The organism is Caulobacter sp. GW821-FHT11A05 (genome assembly GCF_058809015.1).
The window spans coordinates 168,103-189,950 of record NZ_JBXASF010000005.1 but is presented as its reverse complement, the minus strand read 5'-3'; the positions used below and the strand labels follow the sequence as shown (position 1 = coordinate 189,950).

Genomic DNA, 21,848 nt, shown 5'->3' with positions numbered 1-21,848 from the left:
CGCCATGCTGACCGTCCACCACCTCAACAACTCCCGCTCCCAGCGCGTGCTGTGGCTGCTGGAGGAACTTGGCCTGCCCTACGAGATCGTCCACCATCAACGCGATCCCAAGACCATGCTGGCGCCGGCCTCGCTGAAGGCCATCCATCCGCTCGGCAAGTCGCCGGTGGTGGTCGACGGCAACTACGTGCTGGCCGAGACCGGGGCGATCATCGAGTACCTGGTCGAGAAGGCCGGCGGCAAGCTGCGGCCCGCCGCCGGCACGCCCGAACGGCTGGCCTGGACCTACTGGCTGCACTACGCCGAGGGCTCGGCCATGTCGCCGCTGCTGCTCAAGCTGATCTTCTCCAACCTGCCGGCCCGGGCGCCGGCGCTGATGAAGCCCTTCGTGGGGGCCATCTCCGGCCGGGCGATCCGCACCTTCGTCGACCCGCAGCTGAAGAGCCACTTCGACTACTGGGAAAGCGTCCTGGCCCAGGTCCCCTGGTTCGCCGGCCAGGCGTTCAGCGCCGCCGACATCATGATGAGCTTCCCCCTGGAAGCCGGCGCCCAGCGCGGCGAGGTCAGGACCGGCCGGCCGCACGTCGCCAAGTTCCTGGAAGCCATCCACGCCCGCCCGGCCTATCGCGTGGCGCTGGAAAAGGGCGGACCGTACGCGTTCGCGGACTAGGCCGTAGCCAGAGCGTCGCGCAGGGCCCGGACCTGCCGGTTCAGGGCCAGGATCTCGTCCGGCGTCATCCCCGAGCGGGCCATCAGGGTGTCGCCCAGGCAGCTTGAGCGCTCCAGCAGGGCCCGGCCGGCGGCGGTCAGCCGGACCTGGACCTGGCGTTCGTCGACCTTGCTGCGCTGGCGCTCGACCAGGCCGGCCTGCTCCAGCCGCTTCACCGGCGGGGTGACCGTGCTCGATTCCAGGGCAAGCCGGCCGGCAATCGCTCCGATTGTCATGCCGTCCTCTTCACCCAGCACGCTAAGCATCAGATACTGCGGATAGGTGATCCCCATGGCGTCCAGCATCGGCTTGTAGGTGCGGGTGATGGCCATGCTGGCGCTGTAGAGGGTGAAGCAGATCTGGTTGTCCAACGGGACAGGCACGGGGTGTTCCTTCTGGCGGCGGCCGATAGCATCCCATACCACAAAAAATGATATCGCGATAAATATTACGCTGGACAGCCATTCCATGACGCTCTAGGCATATCGTTATCGCGATATTGAATATCGCCGCATCAACCAGAGGAGATCGAGATGAGCCCGTCGAACACCCAAGCATCCCGCCGGGGCCTGATGACCGCCGGCCTGGGCCTGGCCGCCGCGACCGCCCTGCCCCTGGCGACGCAGGCCGCCCCGGCCGCCTCGCCGAAGCCGTCCAAGGGCGCCGGCGGCGGCTTCATCACCCTCAAGGACGGCGCGCAGCTGTTCTACAAGGACTGGGGAACAGGCCAGCCGATCGTCTTCCATCACGGCTGGCCGCTGAGCAGCGACGACTGGGACGCCCAGATGCTGTTCTTCCTGTCCCAGGGCTACCGGGTCATCGCCCATGACCGCCGCGGCCACGGCCGCTCCAGCCAGACCGACACCGGCAACGAGATGGACACCTACGCCGCCGACGTCGCCGCCCTGGCCGCCCATCTGAACCTGAAGGACGCCATCCACGTCGGCCATTCGACGGGCGGCGGCGAGGTCGCCCACTATGTCGCCCGCCACGGCGGCGGCGGCCGCGTCGCCAAGGCCGTGCTGATCGGGGCGGTGCCGCCGATCATGCTGAAGACCGCGGCCAATCCCGGCGGCTTGCCGATCGAGGTCTTCGACGGCCTCCGCGCCGCCCTGGTCGCCAACCGGGCCCAGTTCTATCGCGACCTTCCCTCGGGCCCCTTCTACGGTTTCAACCGGCCCGGCGCGAAGGTGTCCCAGGGCCTCATCGACAACTGGTGGCGCCAGGGGATGATGGGCGGGGCCAAGGCCCACTACGACTGCATCAAGGCCTTCTCGGAGACCGACTTCACCGAGGACCTCAAGGCCATCGACGTGCCGGTGCTGCTGATGCACGGCGATGACGACCAGATCGTGCCGATCGCCGATTCGGCCCTGCTGGGGATCAAGCTGCTCAAGAAGGGCGAGCTGAAGGTTTACAAGGGCCTGCCCCATGGCATGGCTTCGACCCATGCCGAGACCATCAACCAGGACCTGCTGGCCTTCATCAAAGCCTAGGCTGCGAGGCCGGCGTCCGCTTCGGCGGGCGCCGGCCGACGCGCGGGAGTCTGGCGGGATGCGAACACCGCTCCCAGGGCTTTAGACCCCCAGGGGCTGGCGGAAGACCACCGGCTTCAGGCCGCCCTCAAGCAGGGCCTCTGGCGCGTCATCCCAGTCGGCGACGCGGCTGACCACCCGTTCGGGATGGATGTGGCCACAGGCCAGTAGCTGGACCACCTCTCCGGCCCGTTCGCGGGTGACGCTGGGCCGTCCCGTCGAGAAGGTGACGTCGCGCATATACATCTCCCAGAGCGGCATCGGTGCGTCGGAAAAGAAGATCGAGACGCTGTGGATGTGGGCGCCCGGAGCGGCGGCGCAGATGGCGTCGCGGAACTCGTCCGGCCTCAGGGTGGCGACGATGACGACCGCGAATTGCCTGACGAAATCCCGCGAGAAGGCCTCATGGACGCTGGCCCCCAGGGACGCGGCGACGGCCCGGCGTGAGGGATCGGGATCGACGTAGTCGACGCTGCTGGCCCCGGCGGCCAGGGCCAGGTCGACGGCGTAGCAGCCCAGGCTGCCCGTCCCGCCGTAGATCAGCACCGCTTCGCCCGGGTGTTTGCGAAGCCCGTGGGTCACCCCGATCCAGGCGTCCATCACATTGTCGCTGATCCCCGCCGCCGCGACCGGATCGACCCCGGCCGGCAGGGGGATGAGCATGCCGTCGGCGAAGGGCGCGAGGACCAGCTCCGAGAAGAGCCCACCGTGGTGGCCGCCGATCGGAATGCCGAAACAGGCGTCGCGCGGGGCCGTCTCGCAACTGGCGGTGAGGCCGGCCCGGCAGCGCCGGCACTCGCCGCAGCTGATGTGCCAGGGCACGATCACCAAGTCGCCGGGCCGGACGTTCTTCACCTGGTCGCCGACGTCGATGACCTGCGCCACCGCCTCGTGGCCGATCGCGAAGGGCGGCTCGAAGGGGGTCTTGCCGCCGATGATGAAGCGGTCGAGGTCGCAGGTGGTGGCGGCGACGGGACGCAGCAGCGCGTGCTGGCCGCCGGCCACCCTGGGGTCGGGCGCCTCGCGCCACTCCAGCTGCCGCCGCCCGGCGTAGATCAACGCCCTCATGATGCTGCTCCCATGTTCGCCGACGAGCATAGGCAAGCCGGATCATTTAGGTCAATACTATTGACCTAATGCCGTCGGGCGGCGGGCGCGGCGCCCCATGGTACAGTCGCCCCCGGCCAAGAATCGCCAGTGCTGGACACCCCATGAGCCGCAGTCCGAGAGTGAACCGCGTCGAGCTGGCCTCGTTGGAACCCCAGGACTGGGCTCTGGAGCTGATGTTCTTCGGCCTGAAGGGCATGACGCGGGAGGCCGACGAATACCTGGCCGGCCTTGGCCTGTCGCGCGTCCACCACCGCATCCTCTTCGTCCTGGCGCGCCGCGAGGCGGTGGTGATGGGCGAGCTGGTGGCGACGCTCGGGGTCACCAAACAGGCGATGCACCGGCCGATGCGCCAGCTTCTCGAGGCCGGTCTGGTCCGCGCCGACCGCGACCCGGCCCGGCGCCGGTTCAAGGTCGTCGCCCTGACCGAGCAGGGCCGGCAGGTGGAGCGCAACGCCTCGGACCTGGAGCGGCGGGTGATGCGGGCGGCCTTCGACAGCGCCGGCGAGGACTCCATCGGCGGCTGGGAGCGGGTGATGCGCGAGGTCGCGAAAAGCGCCTGAATCCCAGCCCCGGCGCCGACTGCTGCCAGCATGCTGGCGGCAGGGGTCTGGCAGGGTGCGATCTCACCCTCGCCCCGGAGCCCGCCATGCTGTCCTCATCCCTGGTCCTGCTGATCAGCGCGGTCGCCGGCGAGCAACGCGCCCGGCTAGAGGTCCGCCGCCAGCACGACGTCGTCGTAGAAGTTTTCCCCGACGTGGAACACGCGCGTCCCGACCTGCACGAAGCCGTGTTTCCGATAGAAGGCGATGGCGCGGTGGTTCTCGCCATAGGCGCCCAGCAGTAGTCGCCTGGCCCCCCGCGCCCGGGCCGCCGCCATCGCCGCCTCCATCAGCCGCAGGCCAAGGCCGCCGCCATGAAAGCGGTGCAGGGCGTAGATGCGCTTGAGCTCCAGGTCGCCCTCGGCGATCTCGACCGGCAGGTCCGGCTTGCAGACCATCGCATAGCCGACCGGCGCCTCGCCCGGCTCCAGGGTGGCCAGGAAGAGGTCGACGCCGGGGTCGGCCAGCAGGCCGGCGTAGGCGCCCGGGCTGTGGGTCCCCTCACCGAACAGCAGCATGTCGCCGCCCGCGACGATGCCGGCATAGGTTTCCAGGAAGGTGGCCCGGGCCACCATCGACAGGCGGTGCTCGTCGCCCGGCGCGCAGGGGCGGATGACAATCGACATGAAATCTCCTGCGGCGGCCTGTCGCGGGCGCGGCGCGTTAAGGGGTTGGCCAACCCGAGCCGCTAGGGTCGCGCCGACAGGGAGCTTCAGTAGTTGCGCGCGATGTTCAAGCCAAGGCTGGCCGATCTGGACACGATCGCCCAGGATTCGAGCCGGATGGCGCCGGTGCGCCTCGGCGCGGCCGTGATCCTGATCCTGGCCTCGGGCCCGGCCCTTGGCTGGACGCTGGCCCTCGCCTGGGGCGCCGCGGTGCTGGCGATGGAGGCGATCGACTGGCCGCTGTCGCACAACCTCGGCCGCCACGGCGAACCGACCCGGGGCGAGCGCCTGCGGATGCTGGCGGTTTCCATGACCGGCAACCTCCTCTGGCTGTCGTTCGGCGTCCTGTACTGGCTGCACCCGCCCATGGGGTCGGCCTTCATCGCCGCCCTGATGTGGAGCGCCCTGCTGCTCAACGCCGTCGGCTACGCCTTCCGCTCGGCGACGGCCCTGTGGGTCTACGCCACGCCGACGGTGGCGACCATCATCCTGGCGCCGATGCTGTGGCCTCGGGCGTCGGGACCGGAACTGACCATGACCCTGGTCGGGTCGCTGCTCTGCTGTGGCTTCGCCCTCTTGGCCGGCTGGCAGAACATCCAGGCGGCGCGGGTCCTGGCCCAGAGCCAGCTTGACCTGGAAGCCGAGCGCGGCCGGGCCGAACAGGCCAACGCCGCCAAGTCCGCCTTCCTGGCCTTCATGAGCCACGAGATTCGCACGCCCCTCAACGGCGTGCTGGGCATGGTTCAGGCCATGGATCGCGACGATCTCAGCCCCGCCCAGCGCGAACGGCTGGCCGTCGTCGCCGGCTCCGGCGAGACCCTGCTGCTGCTGCTCAACGACCTCCTCGACCTGTCACGCATCGAGGCCGGCCGGCTCGACCTCGAGGAGGGGGTCGTCGACCTGGCCGCCATGGCCGAGACCACCCGCCGCGCCTTCGGCCCGCTGGCCGCCGAGAAGGACGTGGCCCTGCGACTGGAGGCGCCGCCCGAGACCCTGGGCTGGTGGGCCGGCGACCCGGCGCGCCTCAAGCAGATCCTGGTCAACCTGATCGCCAATGCCGTGAAGTTCACCGACCAGGGGGAGGTGCTCATCCGCCTGGCGCGGGAGGCCGGCGGCGTCGCCCTGACGGTTCGCGACACCGGCGCCGGCATCGCCCCCGACCGCCTGGCCCACCTTTTCGACCGCTTCGTCCAGGCCGAAACCACCACCAGCCGCCAGTACGGCGGCTCGGGCCTGGGCCTGGCCATCTGCCGGCAGCTGGCCGAGCTGATGGGCGGCTCGATCGGCGCGGAAAGCACCCTGGGCGAAGGCTCCTGCTTCACCGTCCGCCTGCCGCTGGTCCGGGCGCAGGCCCCGCCGCAGACCGAGGCGCCGGCCTCCGAGGCGCAGCAGTGCGCCGATCTGCGCCTGCTGGTCGCCGACGACAACGCCACCAACCGCCTGGTGCTCTCCACCCTGCTGGGCCAGGTGGGCCTCACCGCCCACATGGTCGAGAATGGCCATGAGGCGGTGCTGGCCTATGCCAGGGCGCCCTGGGACCTGGTGCTGATGGATATCCAGATGCCGGTCATGGACGGCGTCACCGCCGTCTGCGCCATCCGGGCGATGGAGGCCGCCGAAGGCCGTCCCCGTGTCCCGGTCATCGCCCTGACCGCCAACGCCATGGCCCATCACCGCGCCGAATACCTGGCCGCCGGCATGGACACCATGGTCGCCAAACCCATCCAGCTGGGAGAACTGCTGGCGGCGATGGACAAGGCGCTGTCCACCGAAGAGATGCGGAAGACGGCTTAGCCCCCCGCGATCAACAGCCCGGCCCCCGCCGCGATGGCCACGATCCCGACGATCCGCCCCCGGGTCAGCCGCTCCTTGAGGAAGACCACGGCGATCAGCACGGCGAACAGGATCGAGGTCTCGCGCAGCGCCGCCAGCCGGGGCGTGTCGCCCAGCCTAAGGGCCCACAGCGCCAGGCCGTAGGTAAGGATCGACAGCGCGCCCGCCGTCAGCCCGGCCTTCCACTCGGCCCGCGCCGAGACCACGAAGGCCGGCCCGCGCCAGATCGCGAAGATGCTGGCGATACCCAATCCCAGGGAAAGAAACACCCAGACGATGTAGCTGGGCGCGCTGGGCGCCGCCCGCACCCCCTGCGCGTCGATCACCGTGTAGATGGCGATGGTCGCCCCCGTGGCCAGCGCCCAGCCGAGCGCCCGCCGGTCGACGTGCCGCCCCAGGCCCACGGTCAGGACCCCGGCCGAGACCAGTCCGATACCGCAGGCGGTCAGCAGCCCGACCGGCTCGTCGAACACCGCCACCGCCACGATGGCCGCCAGCAGGGGCGCGATGCCGCGCAGGATCGGATAGGCCACCGTCATGTCGGCCCGCTCGAAGGCCTTGATCAGGCAGATCAGGTAGACGAGGTGCGTCACCCAGCTGCCGGCCAGCCAGCCCCAGGCCCCGGTCGGCAGCGGCACGAAGAAGGCCGCCGGCAGGATCAGCAGCCCCGAGAAGCCGTCGATCAGCGCCCGGCTCGACATCTTGTCCTGGCCGGACTTGAGGATGGCGTTGACCACCGCATGGATCGCCCCGCTGGCCAGCATCATCAGGGCGGCGAGGGGAAGGGCGGTCATGGGTCTTGCCTTAAGCCCCCTGCCCCGCCGTCAGGCAAGTCCTCAGGCGTCGCCCGGCGGGTCCGGCCGCGCCGCCAGCCAGTCGGCGGCCTCCAGCCGCCAGATCTGCCGCGTCCCCAGGCCGCGCACGTAGACGGCCGGTTCGGTGACGACCAGGCGGGCGCCCTGGCGTTCCTTGACCCGCGCCGAGGGCCGGTTGTCGAGGCTGTTGGTCAGCCACAGGCCCGGCCAGCCCAGCGTCCGGAAGGCGTAGTCGGTGACGCGGTCGGCGGCCTCGGTCATCAGGCCCTGGCCCTGGAAGTCGGGATCGAGCCAGAAGCCGCGCTGGTCGCGCTGCGGCGGCCGCTCGGGCCACAGGCTGATGATGCCGATCAGCTCCTCAGGTCCGGCCTTGGCTTGCAGCGCCCAGTGAGACTTCTCGCCGGCGCGCATCTCCTCGGTGGAGCCGGCGACGAAGGTCTCGGCCCCGTCGGCGGGATAGGGCCAGGGAACGGTGACCAGGTGCTCGACGATCTCCCAGCGTGGAAAGCGACGCTGCACGACCGGCGCGTCGGTCAGGGCCAGCGGTCTCAGCACGAGGCGGTCGGTGACCAGCACCGGGGTTGGGGGCATGAGGTCGTTCATCGGCGCCAGCCTAGCAAGCGGACGGCGCTCGCCCAAAGCCATCAGCGGCAGGTGGACGCCGCGCCGCCTGCGCGGCATGCTGGGGCCTCACTGGAGGCGGGGGCCGACCATGAACACCGTCCTGATCAAGCGCCGCCTCGGCTGGTATGGCCTGGCCTGGCTCGGCGGCTTCCTGCTGGTGCTCCTCATCGTGCTCGCCGGCCGCTACCTGTTCGGCGCCGACGTCATCGACCTGGCCGACATGGCCATCCCCATCGGCCTGGGCGTCATGTCGCTGGCCCTCATCGGGGTCGTCATCCGGGACCTGGTGTCGGCCGAGACCATCGGCACCCGTGTCGTCATCGTCCTGCTTGCGGCGCTGTTGCTGCTGCCCCTGCTATGGTCGCCGGTCTCGGCCACCGTGGCCGCCGCCTGGATCGCCGATCGGTCGATCGAATACTCCAGCGCCTACGCCGAGTTCCGCATCACCATCAGCCGGCTGCTCTATCCTCTGGTCGAGATGGTCAGTTCCGGCGCGGCCTTCGAGTTCGCTTGGCAGGTCTTCCAGTTCGTCGCCTCGGCGGTGGGCTTCCTCTCCTCTCTGCTGCAGGTGATCGCCTTCCTGCGCCGGCTGTTCGCCGCCCGGTCGGTGGACGACTTCGTCGAGGACATGACCGCGCCGGACGACACCGCTTCGGAACCCGCCCCCTTGCCCTGAACGCACGGGAGTGGTGAAACCCCGGCCTCTCCCCGGGGTTCGCGTTGAAGCATCGTACCGACATCGACGGCCTGCGCGGCCTGGCCGTTCTGGCGGTGTTCGCCGGCCATCTGGGCCTGCCGTTGGCGCCCGGCGGCTTTGTCGGCGTCGACGTCTTCTTCGTCATCTCCGGCTTCGTCATCGCCGGGGTGGTCACCCGCAGGCAGGCGGCGGGCAAATTCTCGCTGATCGATTTCTGGGAGCGCCGCACCCGCCGGCTGCTGCCGGCCGTGCTGCTGATGATCCTGGCCACCACGGCGCTGGCCTGCTTCCACATGTTCCCCGAGGAACTGGTGCGCTACGCCGGCTCCAGCCTGGCGACCCTGGGCTTCGCCGCCAACCTCTGGTTCTGGCAGACCATCGACTACTTCGCCGCCCCGCCGGACATGCACCCGCTGCTGCACGCCTGGTCGCTGGGGGTGGAGGAGCAGTTCTACATCCTTTTCCCGCTGGTCATGCTGGCCCTGTGGCGCTGGTTCCCCAAGGCCATCAAGCCGGTGCTGGGCCTGCTCGCCCTGGCCTCGTTCGCGGTCGGAGTGTGGTGGGCCAAGGACCATCCCTCGGCCGGCTTCTACCTGCCGGTCAGCCGGGCCTGGGAGCTGCTGCTCGGCGTGCTGCTGGCCAAGGGCGCGATCCCCGTCCCCAGCGACCGCCGCATCCGCTCGGCCCTCGGCCTGGCCGGCCTCGGACTCGTCCTCTGGTCGATGGCGACCTTCCAGCCCTGGACGGCCATGCCGGGCGTCGCCGCCCTCGCCCCCTGCCTGGGAACCCTGATGCTGCTGGCGGCCGGCGAGGACACCCCGACCGGGGCCCTGCTGTCGATCCCGACGATGCGGTTCTACGGCTTCATCTCCTACAGCCTCTACCTGTGGCACTGGCCGCTGATCTCCTTCCAGCGGATGCTCTACGGCGAGCAGGCCGGCCCCGTGGCCCCCTTCGTCGTCTTCGCCCTGGCCGTGGCCCTGGCGACCCTGAGCTGGAAGCTGGTCGAGACCCCGATCCGCGATCGCCGCGACGGCCTCTCCACCGGCCGCTTCTACCTCGCCGCCCTGGCCGCCACCTTGGCTGTCGCCGCGCCCAGCCTGGTCATCCTGGCGACCGGCGGCCTGCCCGGCCGCTTCAGCCCCAAGGTCCACGCCATCGCCAATAGCGCCGAGCGTACCGCCCGCCGCAATGAGGCCTGCCTGCCGATGCCGGACGGCACGCTGACCGCCTGGCCGGCCGGCTGTATCGACCCCATGCCCGGCAAGCCCAACGACCTGCTGATGGGCGACAGCCACGCCAACCACCTGTGGTACGGCCTCAGCCAGGCCCACCCCGACGTCGCCCTGCTGCAGGCCACCGTCTCCAACTGCCGCATGACCCGCCTGCCGGCGGACGGCGCCACCGCCCAGTGCCGCCGCCTGGCCGACGCCCTGTTCAACGACGTCCTGACCCACCGCCCGCCCGCCAAGGTCTACCTCGCCGGCCTCTGGCGGCCCGGCGACGAGGCCGCCGTCGCCGACACGCTTGCCTGGTTCAAGGCCCACCACATCGACGTGGTCCTCATCGGGCCGGCCCCGACGTACGAACAGAGCATGCCCCGCCTGCTGGCCCTGGCCGAGCACATGGGCCAGCCGGACCTGCCCGGCCGCCGGCGCAACCACGAGCGCGACGGCCTGGAGCCGGCGATGGCCGCCGTCGCGGCCCGGGCCGGCGTCCCCTACCTGTCGGTCATGCAGGCTGTCTGCCCAGGCGGCGTCTGCCTGACCACGACCCCCGAAGGCTCGCCCATGCAGTGGGACGAGGGCCATTTTTCCAAGGCCGGTTCGCGGTTTGTCGGCCAGGCCCTGGCGGCCCAGGAAGCCCGGCTGCAACGCCAACGTTAGCCGAACCCGGACCGCCGAATGCGGCGCCGCAGCATCACTCTTGCTTTTCAACGCCCCCGCGACTAGTTTTTGCGCCCCCGGACGCTTCCGCCCGCGGCCGGCATTTCTTATCTTCGACAACTCTCCCAGGGCGAACCGAGCGAATTTTCCCATATGGAAAAGGTACCGATGACCGCCGGGGGCTATAGCGCCCTCGACGAGGAACTGAAGCGTTTGAAGACTTTGGAGCGTCCGGCGGTAATCGCCGCGATCTCCGAAGCGCGCGCCCATGGCGACTTGAGCGAGAACGCCGAATACCATGCCGCCAAGGAGCGGCAGGGCTGGATCGAAGGCCGCATCGCCGAGATCGAGGACAAGATCGCCCGCGCCCAGGTCATCGACGTCTCCAAGCTGTCCGGCGCCCAGGTGAAGTTCGGGGCCACGGTCAGCGTGGTCGACGAGGACACCGAGGAAGAGGCCCGCTACCAGATCGTCGGCGAACACGAAGCCGACGTGAAGGGTGGCCGCGTCTCCATCTCCTCGCCCATCGCCCGCGCGATGATCGGCAAGGAAATGGGCGACGTGGTCGAGGTCAACACCCCCGGCGGCGTCAAGGCCTACGAGATCCTCAAGGTCGAGTGGCTCTAAAGCCGCTCGGCTGCACGGAAGCATAACAGGGCGGCCTCACGGTCGCCCTTCTGCTTGCCTAAAGGCCTGACAAGGTCTTGAAGGTCCCCCCATGCCGCCCCGTGCGAAAGCCGTCAAAATCCCGTCGCCACCACCCATCACCATCTGGGCGGTTTCCGACGGCCGCGCCGGCATCGAGGCCCAGGCCGTCGGTCTGGCCGACGCCGTCGCCCGCCAGCGTCCCGCCCAGGTCGTCGTCAAGCGCATCTCCTGGACCGGCTGGACCGGCCGCCTGCCCTGGTGGCTGAACCTGATGCCCCGCCGCTGGCTGCGCGGCAACGACTTCGCCCCGCCCTGGCCCGACGTCATGATCGCCGCCGGCCGCGCCACCCTGCCGCTGTCGATCCGCATGCGCCGCTGGACCGGGGGCAAGACCTTCGTCGTCCAGATCCAGGACCCGCGCACCCCGCTGCACTTCTTCGACCTGGTCGCCCCGCCTAACCACGACCGGGTCAAGGGCGACAACGTCGTCTCCATCACCGGCTCGCCGCACCGCCTGTCGCCTGAGCGCCTGAAGGCCGACTACGCCACCTTCGCCGGCCAGATCGACCCCCTGCCCCACCCGCGCGTGGCGGTGCTGGTCGGCGGCAAGTCCAAGGCCTTCGACCTCAGCCAGGAACGCGCCGCCGCCATCGCCAACAGCCTGGTCCTGCCGCTGGAGCAGGAGGGCGGCAGCCTCTTGATGACCTTCTCCCGCCGCACGCCGCAGAAGGCCCGCGACCTGCTGGCCGCGCGCCTGGGCGACCTGCCCGGCATCGTCTGGGACGGCGAGGGGCCCAACCCCTACTTCGCCTTCCTCGAAGCCGCCGACTTCATCCTGGTCACCGAGGACAGCGCCAACATGGCCACCGAGGCGGCCAGCACCGGCAAGCCCGTCTTCATCGTCAAGATGGACGGCCAGAGCCTGAAGTTCCGCCTGCTGCACGACGAACTGGAAGCCAAGGGCGCCGCCCGCCCCTGGGGCGGCGCCTTCCACGGCTGGACCTACGAGCCGCTGCGGGAAACCGACCGGCTGGCCGGGGAAATCCTCCAGCGCATGGACGCCCGCGCCGACGCGCCCTAGCTTCGGCCGGATGATCCTCGCCATCCTCCAGGCCCGCATGAGTTCCACCCGGCTGCCGGGCAAGGTGCTGATGCCGCTGGCCGGGGCGCCGATGATGGTGCGGCAGATCGAGCGCATCGCCCGCTCCCGCAGGATCGACCGCATCGTCGTCGCCACCAGCGCCAATCCCGGCGACGACGTCATCGAGAAATGCGCCCGCCGCGAGGGCATCGACGTCCACCGCGGCCCGCTCGACGACGTGCTGGCCCGCTTCCTCGGCGCCCTCGCCGCCTGGCCCGCCGACACCGTCGTGCGGCTGACCGCCGACTGCCCGTTCGCCGATCCGGACGTCATCGACGAGACCATTGCCGTCTTCCAGGACAGCGGCGCCGACTACGCCAGCAACACCCCGCCGCACCGCACCTTCCCCAAGGGCCTGGACGTCGAGGTGATGACCGCCGCCGCCCTGCGCCGGGCCGGCGAACTGGCCAGCAGCAACGAGGACCGCGAGCACGTCACCTGGGGCATCTACAATCGGCCCGATGAGTTCCGCATCGCCTACCACAGCCAGCCCGCCGACGAGGGCGAGGTGCGCTGGACGGTCGATCGGCCGGACGACTACGCCTTCACCGCCGCCGTCTATGACGCCCTCTATCCCAAGAACCACGCCTTCACCTCCGACGCCGTCCGCGCCTTCGTGCGGTCGCGGCCGGAGCTGATGACCTACGGCGGCGACCGACGGGCATGAGCGTCCTGTTCGTCTGCAATGCGGGCCCGGAGGTCGGCGGCGGCCATGTGATGCGGTCCCTGACCCTGGCCCGGGCCCTGCAGGCGCGGGGCGTGGCCGTCAGCTTCCTCTGCCCGCCGGCCGTCACCGCCGTGCTGGAGGCCTTCGCCCCCGACCTCCACCGCGTCTGGGCCGCCTCGACGGAGCCGGCCCGCATCGTCGCCGCCGTCCGCAACGCCCCCGCCGACCTCGTCGTCTTCGACCACTACGGCCTCGACGCCGACGACCATCGCGCCGCCGCCGGGGCGCGGCCGGTGCTGGTCATCGACGACCTGGCAGACCGGCCGCTGGGCGCCGACCTGGTGCTCGACAGCGGCCCGTCGCGGACCCCTGAGGACTACGCCGGCCTGCTGCCGGCCCATGCGAAGCTGCTGCTCGGCCCGGCCAACGCGCCCGTACGCCCCGAGTTCGCCGTCCTGCGCCCGGCCGCCCTGGCCCGCCGTCTGGCCGCCGAGCCGCCCCGCCGCCTGCTGGTCTCGCTGGGGCTGGGAGACCTGGGCGGGATCACCGCCAGGGTGCTGGAGCTGCTGCTGCCGATGTCCGGCGAGCTGGCCATCGACGCGGTGATGGGGGCCGGCGCGCCCAGCCTGTCCAAGGTTCGGGCCCTGGCGCTCGTCTATCCGCGGCTCAGCCTGCACATCGACAGCCAGGACATGGCCGCCCTCACCGCCCAGGCCGACCTCGCGGTCGGCGGCGGCGGCTCGTCGAGTTGGGAGCGCTGCGTGCTGGCCCTGCCGACCCTGCTGCTGATCCTGGCCGACAACCAGCGGCCCGCCGCCCGGGCCCTGGAGACGGCCGGCGCCGTGCTGGCGCTGGAAACCAACGCGCCGGGGTTCGCGGGCGCCTTCGAGGAGGACCTCACCCGACTGCTGACCGACGGCCGCCTGCGCACTGGCATGGCCCTGGCCGCCGCCGACGTCTGCGATGGCGAGGGCGCGGCCCGGGTCGCCGAGGCGGTGATGGGCCTGTTGCCGGGCTAGCCCTTTTCACATCCGCTCATCCCGGCGAATGCCGGGACCCAGCCGCCTGAGCACGAGCTGTTCAGGATAGAACGCTGATCCGGGCGGATGAATCTGGGTCCCGGCATTCGCCGGGATGAGCGGGAGCGGAGGAAGAGAGGGCCCGGCCCTAGCTGGCCAGAGCCCTGTCCTCGTCCACCGATTCCAACGCCGCCGCCAGGGCCGCGAACAGCTCGCCGGTCTGGATCGGCTTGGCGACATGGCCGTCCATGCCGGCGGCGCGGTACTGGGCCACCTGGTCGCTCATCACATTGGCGGTCAGGGCGATGATTGGGGTGCGCGGCAGGCCGCCGGTTCGCTCGGCGGCGCGGATGGCGGCGGCCGCCTCCAGCCCGCTCATCACCGGCATCTGGATGTCGGCCAGGATGACGTCGGCCCCGGTCCGGCTCCAGGCCTCGACCAGCTTGCGGCCATCCTCGACCAGGGTCAGCTCGACGCCGAGCGGCTCCAGCAGGGCGGTCAGCACCCGGCGGTTGGCGGCGTTGTCCTCGGCGGCGAGCACGCGCACGGCCCCCCGCAGGCTCGGCTCCGGCGCCTCGGCCGGGGCGGACGGCGCGGCGGCGACCCGCACCAGCGGCAGTTCGAGGGTGAAGCAGCTGCCCTCGCCCAGGACGCTGGTGGCGGTCAGCCGCCCGTCCATCAGCTCGGCGAACTCCCGGCTGATCGCCAGGCCCAGGCCCGTGCCGCCATGGCGGCGGGTGACCGAGGCGTCGGCCTGGGCGAAGCGGGCGAACAGGCCGGCCAGGATGTCGGGCGCGATGCCCGGACCGGTGTCCTCGACGCTGAACCGCAGGCCTTCGGCGGTCGCCGCCACGATCAGCCGCACCTCGCCGGCCTCGGTGAACTTGACGGCGTTGGAGATCAGGTTGCTGACGATCTGGCGGATGCGCTGGGCGTCGCCCTTCCACCAGCCGTGGGCCGACAGCTCCAGCTCGAGCGCCACCCCCTTGGCCTCCGCCTGGCCGTCGAAACCGCCGAGCACGCCGCGGGCCAGGGCGCCGAGCTCGAACGGCGCGGGCGTGATGGTCATCTGGCCCGCCTCGATGCGCGACAGGTCCAGCACATCGTTGAGCACCCCCAGCAGGGTGTGGCCGGCGTCGCGGATCAGGCCCAGCCGGTCGCGCTGGCGCGGGACCAGCTCGTCGCCCTCCATCACCTGGGCCATGCCCAGCACGGCGTTGAGCGGCGTGCGGATCTCATGGCTCATGTTGGCCAGGAAGACGCTCTTGGCGTGGTCGGCGGCGCGGGCGGCGCGGGCCGAGGTCTTCAGGTCTTCGGCCACCGCCCGGATGCGCAGCATCAGCAGGGTGATCAGCAGCGCCAGCAGCAGGCCGACCGCCGCGAAGGCGCCGCCGGCCTTGCCCAGCACCGCCCGGCGCGGGGTCAGCGGCGTCCAGCCGAGCGCGGCCGCCGGCTTGCCGTCGATGTCCTTGAGCAGGATGCCGGCCTTGGCCTTGCCGCCGACCGACAGCAGGGTCAGCCCCGTCAGGTCGTAGTCCTGCTGCAAGTCCTTGAGATAGGCGCTGTCCAGCTGGATGGCCGAGACCACCACCGGCTCGCGCCCGGGCAACAGTTTGCCGCGCCAGTCACCCTGCGGCGCCACCGAACCGGCGGCGACCAGCCAGGCCTTGCCACCCGTGGCCACCACCCCCTCGGCATGACGATAGCGGGCCATGTCGAGCGCCCCGCCCTGGTGGCCGGTCTGGCCCCACACCCGGTCGAACAGCGGCTCCGCCGCCCGGGTGAAGGCCGCCAGCCGCGTCGGCGTGACGACCTTGCCGCCCTCGGACGCGTAGATGACCTCACCGTCCGGTCCGACCATCAGGGTCAGGTCGTGATGCATGTGTTCAGCGAAGTAGGCGCCGTAGTTCTCGTGGCTCCAGGCCGGGTCGAACCTCAGGGCCGAGCGCTCATAGGCCTCGTTCCAGACCGAGACGTAGGCGACGTCCTCGTTCAGCTGCGCCAGCCGTCGGGCGACGCCCTGGGTCAGCACCTTCTGCTCACGGGCCTCGATGATGTCGTTGATGGTCTGGCCGCCCTGGCGGAAGACGAAGGCGGCGCACAGCAGGATGACCAGGGCAGTGATGATGGCCAGGGGAAGGATGCCGAGGCGGCCCGCGCCAAGGCTGCCGCTGGACGGGGCCCGCGCCCTCCACTGTCTGATACCGACCATGACTGTAGAATAACGGCGATCTGTTAAAGAACCTGCGCGCGCGGGGTCTTCAACCCTGTGGTGAGCTTGGCCAATACCTCGCGCCGCACCCGCGCCGCCACCTCGTGACTGATGAGGAAGGCCTCGACGGCGGATCTGTCGCGCTTGCTGAGTTCGCGCAGCGCCCAGGACATCGCCTTGACCACCATGTCGTCGCGGTCGCCGGCCAGCCGCGCGCACAGGGCCAGCGTCCGCGCCGTTCCACCGGCCTTGACCGTCGAGACCAGCGACAGTCGCCGCAGCCAGCGATCGGGCGAGCGGGACCAGGCTTCGATGAGGGCGTCATCGATCCGTCCCGCCGCCCAGGCCGGTCCCGACAGGATCGTCCCGAAGGCGTCGACGGCGTACCAGCTCGACAGGCCGCCGGTCATCCGCTCCGCCTGCACGCCGCCGAAGCTGGCGAAGGCCTCGCGGTGGAAGCGGATCAGCTCATGCGCCAGCCAGCGGGTCTCCTGAGGCAGGCGGTCGTGGAACGCCAGCGCCAGGGCCAGCACTTCGGCGGCGGAGGAGCCCTTCAGCATCGCCGACCAGCCGCGCCGCAGGTCGCGCAAAGCGGGCGTCGCCGCCGGCCCGAGCCTGGCGATGTCGGCCAGCAGGCCGTCGACCATCAGCTTCACCCGACCATGTCCCGGCTGAGGGGTTCGCCCCGTTTCAAGGCCCGCGTCGCCGGCCGGCCCAGCACCGTCTCCAGCTCGGCCGGCGGCAGGCCGGCCCCCGGCCGCACCGAGCGGATGTTGGCGCGGCTGAGCGCCTCGCCGGCCGCGACGTCGGCGGTCACGTACAGAGAGCGGCGGAACTGGATGTTGGCCCGTTCCGAGCCCAGCACGTCGTAATGGGCCCGGCCCAGCGCCGCCCAGCCGTCCTTGCAGTCGCGCACCAGGGCGGCGAACTCGCCCGGCTCCAGGCTGAAGGCGGCGTCCGGCCCGCCGTCGGACCGGGCCAGGGTGAAGTGTTTCTCGATCACGCAGGCGCCCATGGCCACCGCCGCCACCGACGCCGCCGTGCCCGGCGTGTGGTCCGACAGCCCGATCGGACAGTCGAACTTCGCGGCCATGTCGGCGACGGTGCGGACATTGGCGTCGGCGAAGGTGGCCGGATAGCTGGAGACGCAGTGCAGCAGCACCACGCCCGCCGCCCCCGCCTCCAGCGCCGCGTCGCGCGCCGCCGCCATCTCGGCGGCGTTGGCCATTCCGGTGGAGATGATCAGCGGCTTGCCCCGCGAGGCCGCGTAACGGATCAGCGGCAGGTCGACGGCCTCGAAGCTGGCGATCTTGTAGGCCGGCGCATCGAGGCTCGCGAGCAGGTCCACCGCCGTCTCGTCGAACGGACTGGAGAACAGGATGACGCCCCGCTTGGCCGCCCGCTCGAACAGGGCCGGGTGCCATTCGTAGGGCGTCTGGGCCTCGCGGTAGAGCTCATGCAGGCTGCGGCCGTCCCACAGCCCGCCCTTGATCTTGAACTCCGGCCGGTCGACGTCGAGGGTGATGGTGTCGGCCGTGTAGGTCTGGATCTTGATGGCGTCGGCGCCGGTCTCGGCGGCCGCGTCGATCATCGTCAGGGCCCGGTCGAGGCTGCCGTTGTGGTTGCCCGACAGCTCGCAGATGACGAACGGCGGATGCTCCGGCCCGATGGGCCGCCCCGCAATTTCAATACTGCCGATCTCGATGCTTGGCGACGTCGCCATCAAACTCCTCCACACCCCCAGATTTTGGGGAGGCCTTGCGGGCCGATCGGTGGCGTAGTGGGAGCCATCGAATCCCGCCGGAGCGTTTTACCATGCTGAGTCTTGCCGTTGCCCTACTTCTCGGCGCCCCGGCCCAGCCGGCCGACACCTGGAAGGGCGTGATCTGCGTCCACGACATCGCCCACAACACCCTGGTCGGCTCCGACACCTTCTACAGCTATGGCGCCGCCCAGGTCTGGATCGTCGGCCCGGACGCCCTGACGCCCGTCAACCAGGACAGGTTGGTCCAGGCCAAGGGCCGGCCCTTCTACGTCAACGGCGAGCCGGTCATGCTCGGCGACCGGAGCTTCAAGAAGTACGGCCTGCCCCGGGTGCTGAAAGCCGCCGAGCTGGAACCCCGGCCGGTGGCGGTGAAGAACGGCGTCCCCTTCTACGCCGCCAAGGGCGATGACGGGACCACGCTGGTCTATGCGCTCAGCCAGGCCGTCGGCTGCGAGTTCCAGCCCTACGTGGCGGGCTAGGGCTAATCGACATTCACAGCTTCCCTTTACATCCGCTCATCCCGGCGAATGCCGGGACCCATTTCGTAGGGCTCGATGTCAAGTGAACGTGCCCTTGGGCACGGCTATGATTGCTCCAGCCCGAACCTCGCCGTGCCTGAAGGCACGAATCCTGGCCAATGGCGCTCTATGAAATGGGTCCCGGCATTCGCCGGGATGAGCGGAAATTGGGGAAAGGGCCTGATTGTCGATCAGCCCTTCTCAGTCGCCACCACCGCCACCCCCGTCGCACGATCCACCGCCGTCGCTGGAGCAGCTGTCGCCGCCGCTGTCGGAGGACATCCATCCGCCGCTGCCGGCGTCACCGCCGCTGTCGCCGCCGCCGTCCTTCTTCTTCCGGTTGGCGGTCATCGCCACGCCAAAGGCGGCGCCCAGCGCCACCCCCAGGCCCATGCCGAGGGCGAGGTTGTTCATCGCCAAGCCGAACGCCGCGCCCAGCGCGACGCCGACCCCCATGCCGACCGGCAGATAGTTCGCAGCCTTGTCGTTGCTCATGTCTTGCCTTCCCGCGCCCGGTCCTCGAGCGCCGCTTTGACTTTGGGAACCACTTCCTCCGCCGCCGCCAGCGCCCCTTGGACCAGGGCGACACTCAGGTCGCCGCCGACCGGGTGCGTGGAGGGTTCAGGCATGTCGACCCAGCGGCCGTCAACAAAACGGCCGCCTTTCACGCGGGTCTTCTTTCTGGAAGCAGCGATGCGCAGGCCGATGGCCACGGATACGGCGGTGACGATCCCCAGAAGGGCCAGCACCGGTTCGCGGAAAATCACGCCGAGCGTCATCCCCGCCAGGATAGGGCCGCCGTACGACAGAACCGTGACAATCCGTCCGGACACGTCGCCCCTCCCTGCCCCATCGCGCGAATGCGGAATCGACCCTATATCAGGCCCCATGTCGAGCCCCGCCTCCCCCCGCACCACCCGCTGCCTGATCATCGGTTCAGGCCCCGCCGGCTACACCGCCGCCATCTACGCCGCCCGCGCGCTGCTCAAGCCCGTGCTGATCGCCGGCATCCAGCCGGGCGGCCAGCTGACCATCACCACGGATGTCGAGAACTATCCGGGCTTCGCCGACGTCATCCAGGGCCCCTGGCTGATGGACCAGATGAAGGCCCAGGCCGAGCATGTCGGCACCGAGTTCGTCAGCGACATCGTCCTTTCCGCCGACCTCTCCAAACGCCCCTTCCACATCAAGTGCGACAGCGGCGAGGAATGGCTGGCCGAGACTCTGATCATTGCGACGGGCGCCCAGGCCAAGTGGCTGGGGATCGAGACCGAGGCCAAGTTCCAGGGCTTCGGCGTCAGCGCCTGCGCCACCTGCGACGGCTTCTTCTACCGCGGCAAGGAGGTGGTGGTGGTCGGCGGCGGCAACACGGCGGTCGAGGAAGCCCTCTTCCTCACCAACTTCGCCTCCAAGGTCACGCTGGTGCACCGCAAGGACGAGCTGCGGGCCGAGAAGATCCTGCAGGAGCGGCTGTTCTCCCACCCGAAGATCGAGGTGGTCTGGGACCATGTCATCGACGAGGTGACCGGCGAGACCGACCCGATGGGCGTGACCGGCGTGCGTCTGAAATCGGTGAAGACCGGCGAGACGCGTGATCTCGCCTGCGACGGCGTCTTCATCGCCATCGGCCACGCGCCGTCGTCGGAGCTGTTCGCCGGTCAGCTGGAGATGCATTCCGGCAATTACCTGAAGGTCCAGCCCGGCACCGCCTCGACCGCCATCCCCGGCGTCTACGCGGCCGGCGACGTCACCGACGACATCTACCGCCAGGCCGTCACCGCCGCCGGCATGGGCTGCATGGCCGCCCTCGAGGCCGTCCGCTTCCTGGCCGAACAGGACCACGAAAAGGCCCACCACCCGATCAGCCACCACGAAGCCCAGAAAATCGGGGTGTGGTGACGATCCGGCCGGTCGTTCCGGGGGCGCTCGCGGAGCCGGTCACCGTCACCTACGCCAAAGCCTTCGGGCTCTGATCCTCCCTCCCCGAATTGGGGAGGGCAGACGCGCGGTACGCGCGTCGGGTGGGGAATCCGGCTGGACTGTCGAAGGATGGGCTGGATCAGCGCCGGCGCCCTATCGTCAAGCCCGGCGCTCGCCACTTCCCCACCTGGCACGCTGCGCGCGCCTGCCCTCCCCAATTCGGGGAGGGAGGGCGCAGACTCGTCCCTACTCCTGCCGCCGCCCGATCGGCAGATCGCCGGGCTGCGGCGTTCCCGGGTCCGTCTTCGGGGCCGGCGGCGGCTTCGGGGCCGTGCTCATCGGCGCATCGGGGTCTTCCTCGATGGCCTTCAGCTTGGCGTTGATGTCGGCGATCTCCTCCGCCGTCGGCGGCCGCCGCGCCGGCGTCAGGACGCCGGGCGTATGCAGCGTCTCCTGGCCCGGAGCCGGCGGGGCGGCCATGGTGTAGGTCTGTTCCATGCCGTCGACCGACAGCACCACCGTGCGGGTGGCGGCGTTGATCAGGCTGACCCCGGCGACGCTGTCCGGCGTCAGGCCCTCACCCTGGATACGCGAATCCAACCCCTCCAGGATAGCCGCCGTCAGGTTGGCCTCCCCGCCGGCGTACCTGCCGTTGAAGGCCGGCGGCAGGCCCCAGGGGCCGGTCCAGCGGTAGAAGATGTGCCGGCCGATCTGGACGATCTTGTAGAGGGTCGGCGCCCAGTAAGGGGCCACGTAATCGGCATGATAATGGGTGGCGGTGCCGACGGATTTCTCGACGTAGCCGCCCAGCGCCTCGATCGCCAGCCGCTCGGCCCGGCTCCAGATCACCGGGTTGGGCTCGCGCGCCAGGGAGCCGTCGCAGGTGAAGCTGAACTGGCAGCCAGTGAGGCGCAGAGCCCCCTGATAGACCACCCCGCAGACGCTCTTGGGATAGCCCGGATGGCGCACCCGGTTGAGCACGGTCTGGGCCACCGCCCTTTGCCCCTCCAGCGGCTCGACGGCCGCCTCGTAATAGATGGCCTGGGTCAGGCATTTGATGGCGGCGGCGCGGTCCTCGGCATTGGCCTTGAGGATGAAGGGTTTGGCCGGCGGCGGCGGTTCGGCGGCCGCCTGCTGCAGGGCGTTGACGGCCCGCGCCTCCTCCTCGGTCAGGGTTCCCACCCCCAGCACCGGCAGGCGGGCGAGGTTGTAGCTTTCCCAGCCCGGCACCCGGCCCCAGTAGTCGGTGCTGGCCTGCCCGTCGTGGCGGCGGGCCAGGGCCAGCATGGCCCCGTCCATGTCGGCGGTCAGCCGGCGGAAGGCGACCTGGCCATAGCCCTGGGTCAGGGCCGCCGTGCCGCGCTCGCGGCCCGTCCCCTCCCGCACCGAGAAGTCGCTGGCGCAGGCGGCGACGAACAGCGCGAGGACCGCAAGGGCCGCCAAGGTCCCAGAACGCAGGGTGAAGGGTCCGGTCAGCCGCAACTG

General features: G+C 70.4%; 23 protein-coding genes. 12 read left to right on the top strand and 11 right to left on the bottom strand.

The annotated features are described in order from the left end of the window. The first annotated feature begins 4 nt into the window (after positions 1 to 4). Positions 5 to 670 carry a glutathione S-transferase family protein gene (locus AC1RSK_RS09790; RefSeq protein ID WP_492907315.1) on the top strand — a complete coding sequence of 222 codons (666 nt, stop codon included), beginning with the start codon at positions 5 to 7 and terminating at the stop codon, positions 668 to 670. Here AC1RSK_RS09790 and AC1RSK_RS09785 read toward each other — a convergent pair. Continuing rightward, positions 667 to 1,092, bottom strand: coding sequence for a MarR family winged helix-turn-helix transcriptional regulator (locus AC1RSK_RS09785; RefSeq protein WP_492907314.1), 426 nt, complete (start codon positions 1,090 to 1,092; stop codon positions 667 to 669). The two genes, AC1RSK_RS09790 and AC1RSK_RS09785, sit on opposite strands and share 4 nt — an antisense overlap. A 150-nt stretch (positions 1,093 to 1,242) precedes the next feature. Here AC1RSK_RS09785 and AC1RSK_RS09780 point away from each other — a divergent pair, with 150 nt between their 5' ends. Continuing rightward, a complete protein-coding gene (locus tag AC1RSK_RS09780; RefSeq protein ID WP_492907313.1) occupies positions 1,243 to 2,205 on the top strand; it encodes an alpha/beta fold hydrolase in 963 nt (320 codons plus the stop codon). 81 nt (positions 2,206 to 2,286) lie between these two features. Here the strand turns inward: AC1RSK_RS09780 and AC1RSK_RS09775 are convergent, their stop codons facing one another. Beyond that, positions 2,287 to 3,312 (bottom strand): zinc-dependent alcohol dehydrogenase, encoded by a 1,026-nt coding sequence (locus AC1RSK_RS09775; RefSeq protein WP_492907312.1) that lies wholly within the window; start codon positions 3,310 to 3,312, stop codon positions 2,287 to 2,289. Between the two features lie 143 nt (positions 3,313 to 3,455). On the opposite strand from AC1RSK_RS09775, the gene AC1RSK_RS09770 reads away from it, so the two are divergent. After that, positions 3,456 to 3,914: a MarR family winged helix-turn-helix transcriptional regulator gene (locus AC1RSK_RS09770; RefSeq protein WP_492907311.1), complete on the top strand. Its 459-nt coding sequence runs from the start codon at positions 3,456 to 3,458 to the stop codon at positions 3,912 to 3,914. 146 nt (positions 3,915 to 4,060) lie between these two features. Here AC1RSK_RS09770 and AC1RSK_RS09765 read toward each other — a convergent pair whose 3' ends face one another. Next, positions 4,061 to 4,579 (bottom strand): GNAT family N-acetyltransferase, encoded by a 519-nt coding sequence (locus tag AC1RSK_RS09765; RefSeq protein ID WP_492907310.1) that lies wholly within the window; start codon positions 4,577 to 4,579, stop codon positions 4,061 to 4,063. A gap of 102 nt (positions 4,580 to 4,681) precedes the next feature. On the opposite strand from AC1RSK_RS09765, the gene AC1RSK_RS09760 reads away from it, so the two are divergent. Then, on the top strand, positions 4,682 to 6,412 hold the full coding sequence (locus AC1RSK_RS09760; protein ID WP_492907420.1) for an ATP-binding protein: 1,731 nt from the start codon (positions 4,682 to 4,684) through the stop codon (positions 6,410 to 6,412). Here the strand turns inward: AC1RSK_RS09760 and AC1RSK_RS09755 are convergent. Together AC1RSK_RS09755 and AC1RSK_RS09750 are read right to left on the bottom strand one after the other, a co-directional pair. Then, entirely contained in the window at positions 6,409 to 7,245 is an 837-nt protein-coding gene (locus AC1RSK_RS09755; RefSeq protein ID WP_492907308.1) for an EamA family transporter, read from the bottom strand. The genes AC1RSK_RS09760 and AC1RSK_RS09755 overlap by 4 nt on opposite strands. A 42-nt stretch (positions 7,246 to 7,287) precedes the next feature. Then, positions 7,288 to 7,947, bottom strand: a complete 660-nt coding sequence (locus AC1RSK_RS09750; RefSeq protein WP_492907307.1) for a GNAT family N-acetyltransferase — start codon at positions 7,945 to 7,947, stop codon at positions 7,288 to 7,290. A gap of 31 nt (positions 7,948 to 7,978) precedes the next feature. Here AC1RSK_RS09750 and AC1RSK_RS09745 point away from each other — a divergent pair, with 31 nt between their 5' ends. From AC1RSK_RS09745 to pseG, 6 genes are all read left to right on the top strand, one after another. After that, positions 7,979 to 8,566 (top strand): hypothetical protein, encoded by a 588-nt coding sequence (locus AC1RSK_RS09745; RefSeq protein ID WP_492907306.1) that lies wholly within the window; start codon positions 7,979 to 7,981, stop codon positions 8,564 to 8,566. A 44-nt stretch (positions 8,567 to 8,610) separates the two neighbouring features. Next, positions 8,611 to 10,473 carry an acyltransferase family protein gene (locus AC1RSK_RS09740; protein WP_492907305.1) on the top strand — a complete coding sequence of 621 codons (1,863 nt, stop codon included), beginning with the start codon at positions 8,611 to 8,613 and terminating at the stop codon, positions 10,471 to 10,473. A gap of 153 nt (positions 10,474 to 10,626) precedes the next feature. After that, positions 10,627 to 11,100 carry a transcription elongation factor GreA gene (greA, locus tag AC1RSK_RS09735; protein ID WP_492907304.1) on the top strand — a complete coding sequence of 158 codons (474 nt, stop codon included), beginning with the start codon at positions 10,627 to 10,629 and terminating at the stop codon, positions 11,098 to 11,100. A gap of 91 nt (positions 11,101 to 11,191) precedes the next feature. After that, positions 11,192 to 12,202: a mitochondrial fission ELM1 family protein gene (locus tag AC1RSK_RS09730; protein WP_492907303.1), complete on the top strand. Its 1,011-nt coding sequence runs from the start codon at positions 11,192 to 11,194 to the stop codon at positions 12,200 to 12,202. A gap of 10 nt (positions 12,203 to 12,212) precedes the next feature. Beyond that, a complete protein-coding gene (locus tag AC1RSK_RS09725; RefSeq protein WP_492907302.1) occupies positions 12,213 to 12,929 on the top strand; it encodes a cytidylyltransferase domain-containing protein in 717 nt (238 codons plus the stop codon). Then, positions 12,926 to 13,948 (top strand): UDP-2,4-diacetamido-2,4,6-trideoxy-beta-L-altropyranose hydrolase, encoded by a 1,023-nt coding sequence (gene pseG / locus AC1RSK_RS09720; RefSeq protein WP_492907301.1) that lies wholly within the window; start codon positions 12,926 to 12,928, stop codon positions 13,946 to 13,948. The genes AC1RSK_RS09725 and pseG overlap by 4 nt, the downstream gene beginning before the upstream one ends. 148 nt (positions 13,949 to 14,096) lie before the next feature. Here the strand turns inward: pseG and AC1RSK_RS09715 are convergent, their stop codons facing one another. Genes AC1RSK_RS09715 through pseI form a run of 3 tightly spaced genes read right to left on the bottom strand, consistent with a single transcriptional unit; the run spans position 14,097 to position 17,883 of the window. Next, positions 14,097 to 16,160: an ATP-binding protein gene (locus AC1RSK_RS09715; protein ID WP_492907300.1), complete on the bottom strand. Its 2,064-nt coding sequence runs from the start codon at positions 16,158 to 16,160 to the stop codon at positions 14,097 to 14,099. A gap of 23 nt (positions 16,161 to 16,183) precedes the next feature. Next, positions 16,184 to 16,807: a DNA alkylation repair protein gene (locus AC1RSK_RS09710; RefSeq protein ID WP_492907419.1), complete on the bottom strand. Its 624-nt coding sequence runs from the start codon at positions 16,805 to 16,807 to the stop codon at positions 16,184 to 16,186. Positions 16,808 to 16,812: 5 nt separating this feature from the next. Next, positions 16,813 to 17,883 (bottom strand): pseudaminic acid synthase, encoded by a 1,071-nt coding sequence (pseI, locus tag AC1RSK_RS09705; protein ID WP_492907299.1) that lies wholly within the window; start codon positions 17,881 to 17,883, stop codon positions 16,813 to 16,815. 92 nt (positions 17,884 to 17,975) lie between these two features. Here pseI and AC1RSK_RS09700 point away from each other — a divergent pair, with 92 nt between their 5' ends. After that, positions 17,976 to 18,404 carry a hypothetical protein gene (locus AC1RSK_RS09700; protein WP_492907298.1) on the top strand — a complete coding sequence of 143 codons (429 nt, stop codon included), beginning with the start codon at positions 17,976 to 17,978 and terminating at the stop codon, positions 18,402 to 18,404. A gap of 240 nt (positions 18,405 to 18,644) precedes the next feature. Here AC1RSK_RS09700 and AC1RSK_RS09695 read toward each other — a convergent pair whose 3' ends face one another. Both AC1RSK_RS09695 and AC1RSK_RS09690 read right to left on the bottom strand, forming a co-directional pair. Then, a complete protein-coding gene (locus AC1RSK_RS09695; RefSeq protein WP_492907297.1) occupies positions 18,645 to 18,938 on the bottom strand; it encodes a glycine zipper domain-containing protein in 294 nt (97 codons plus the stop codon). After that, the gene (locus AC1RSK_RS09690; protein WP_492907296.1) at positions 18,935 to 19,276 is read right to left on the bottom strand and encodes a hypothetical protein; all 342 of its coding nucleotides are present in this window, start codon (positions 19,274 to 19,276) and stop codon (positions 18,935 to 18,937) included. Before AC1RSK_RS09690 ends, AC1RSK_RS09695 begins: the two co-directional genes overlap by 4 nt. Before the next feature lie 55 nt (positions 19,277 to 19,331). On the opposite strand from AC1RSK_RS09690, the gene trxB reads away from it, so the two are divergent. Further along, complete coding sequence (trxB, locus tag AC1RSK_RS09685) at positions 19,332 to 20,342, top strand: thioredoxin-disulfide reductase (RefSeq protein ID WP_492907295.1); 1,011 nt, start codon at positions 19,332 to 19,334, stop codon at positions 20,340 to 20,342. 267 nt (positions 20,343 to 20,609) lie between these two features. Here trxB and AC1RSK_RS09680 read toward each other — a convergent pair whose 3' ends face one another. Continuing rightward, positions 20,610 to 21,845 carry a cell wall hydrolase gene (locus tag AC1RSK_RS09680; protein WP_492907294.1) on the bottom strand — a complete coding sequence of 412 codons (1,236 nt, stop codon included), beginning with the start codon at positions 21,843 to 21,845 and terminating at the stop codon, positions 20,610 to 20,612. Positions 21,846 to 21,848 lie beyond the last annotated feature (3 nt).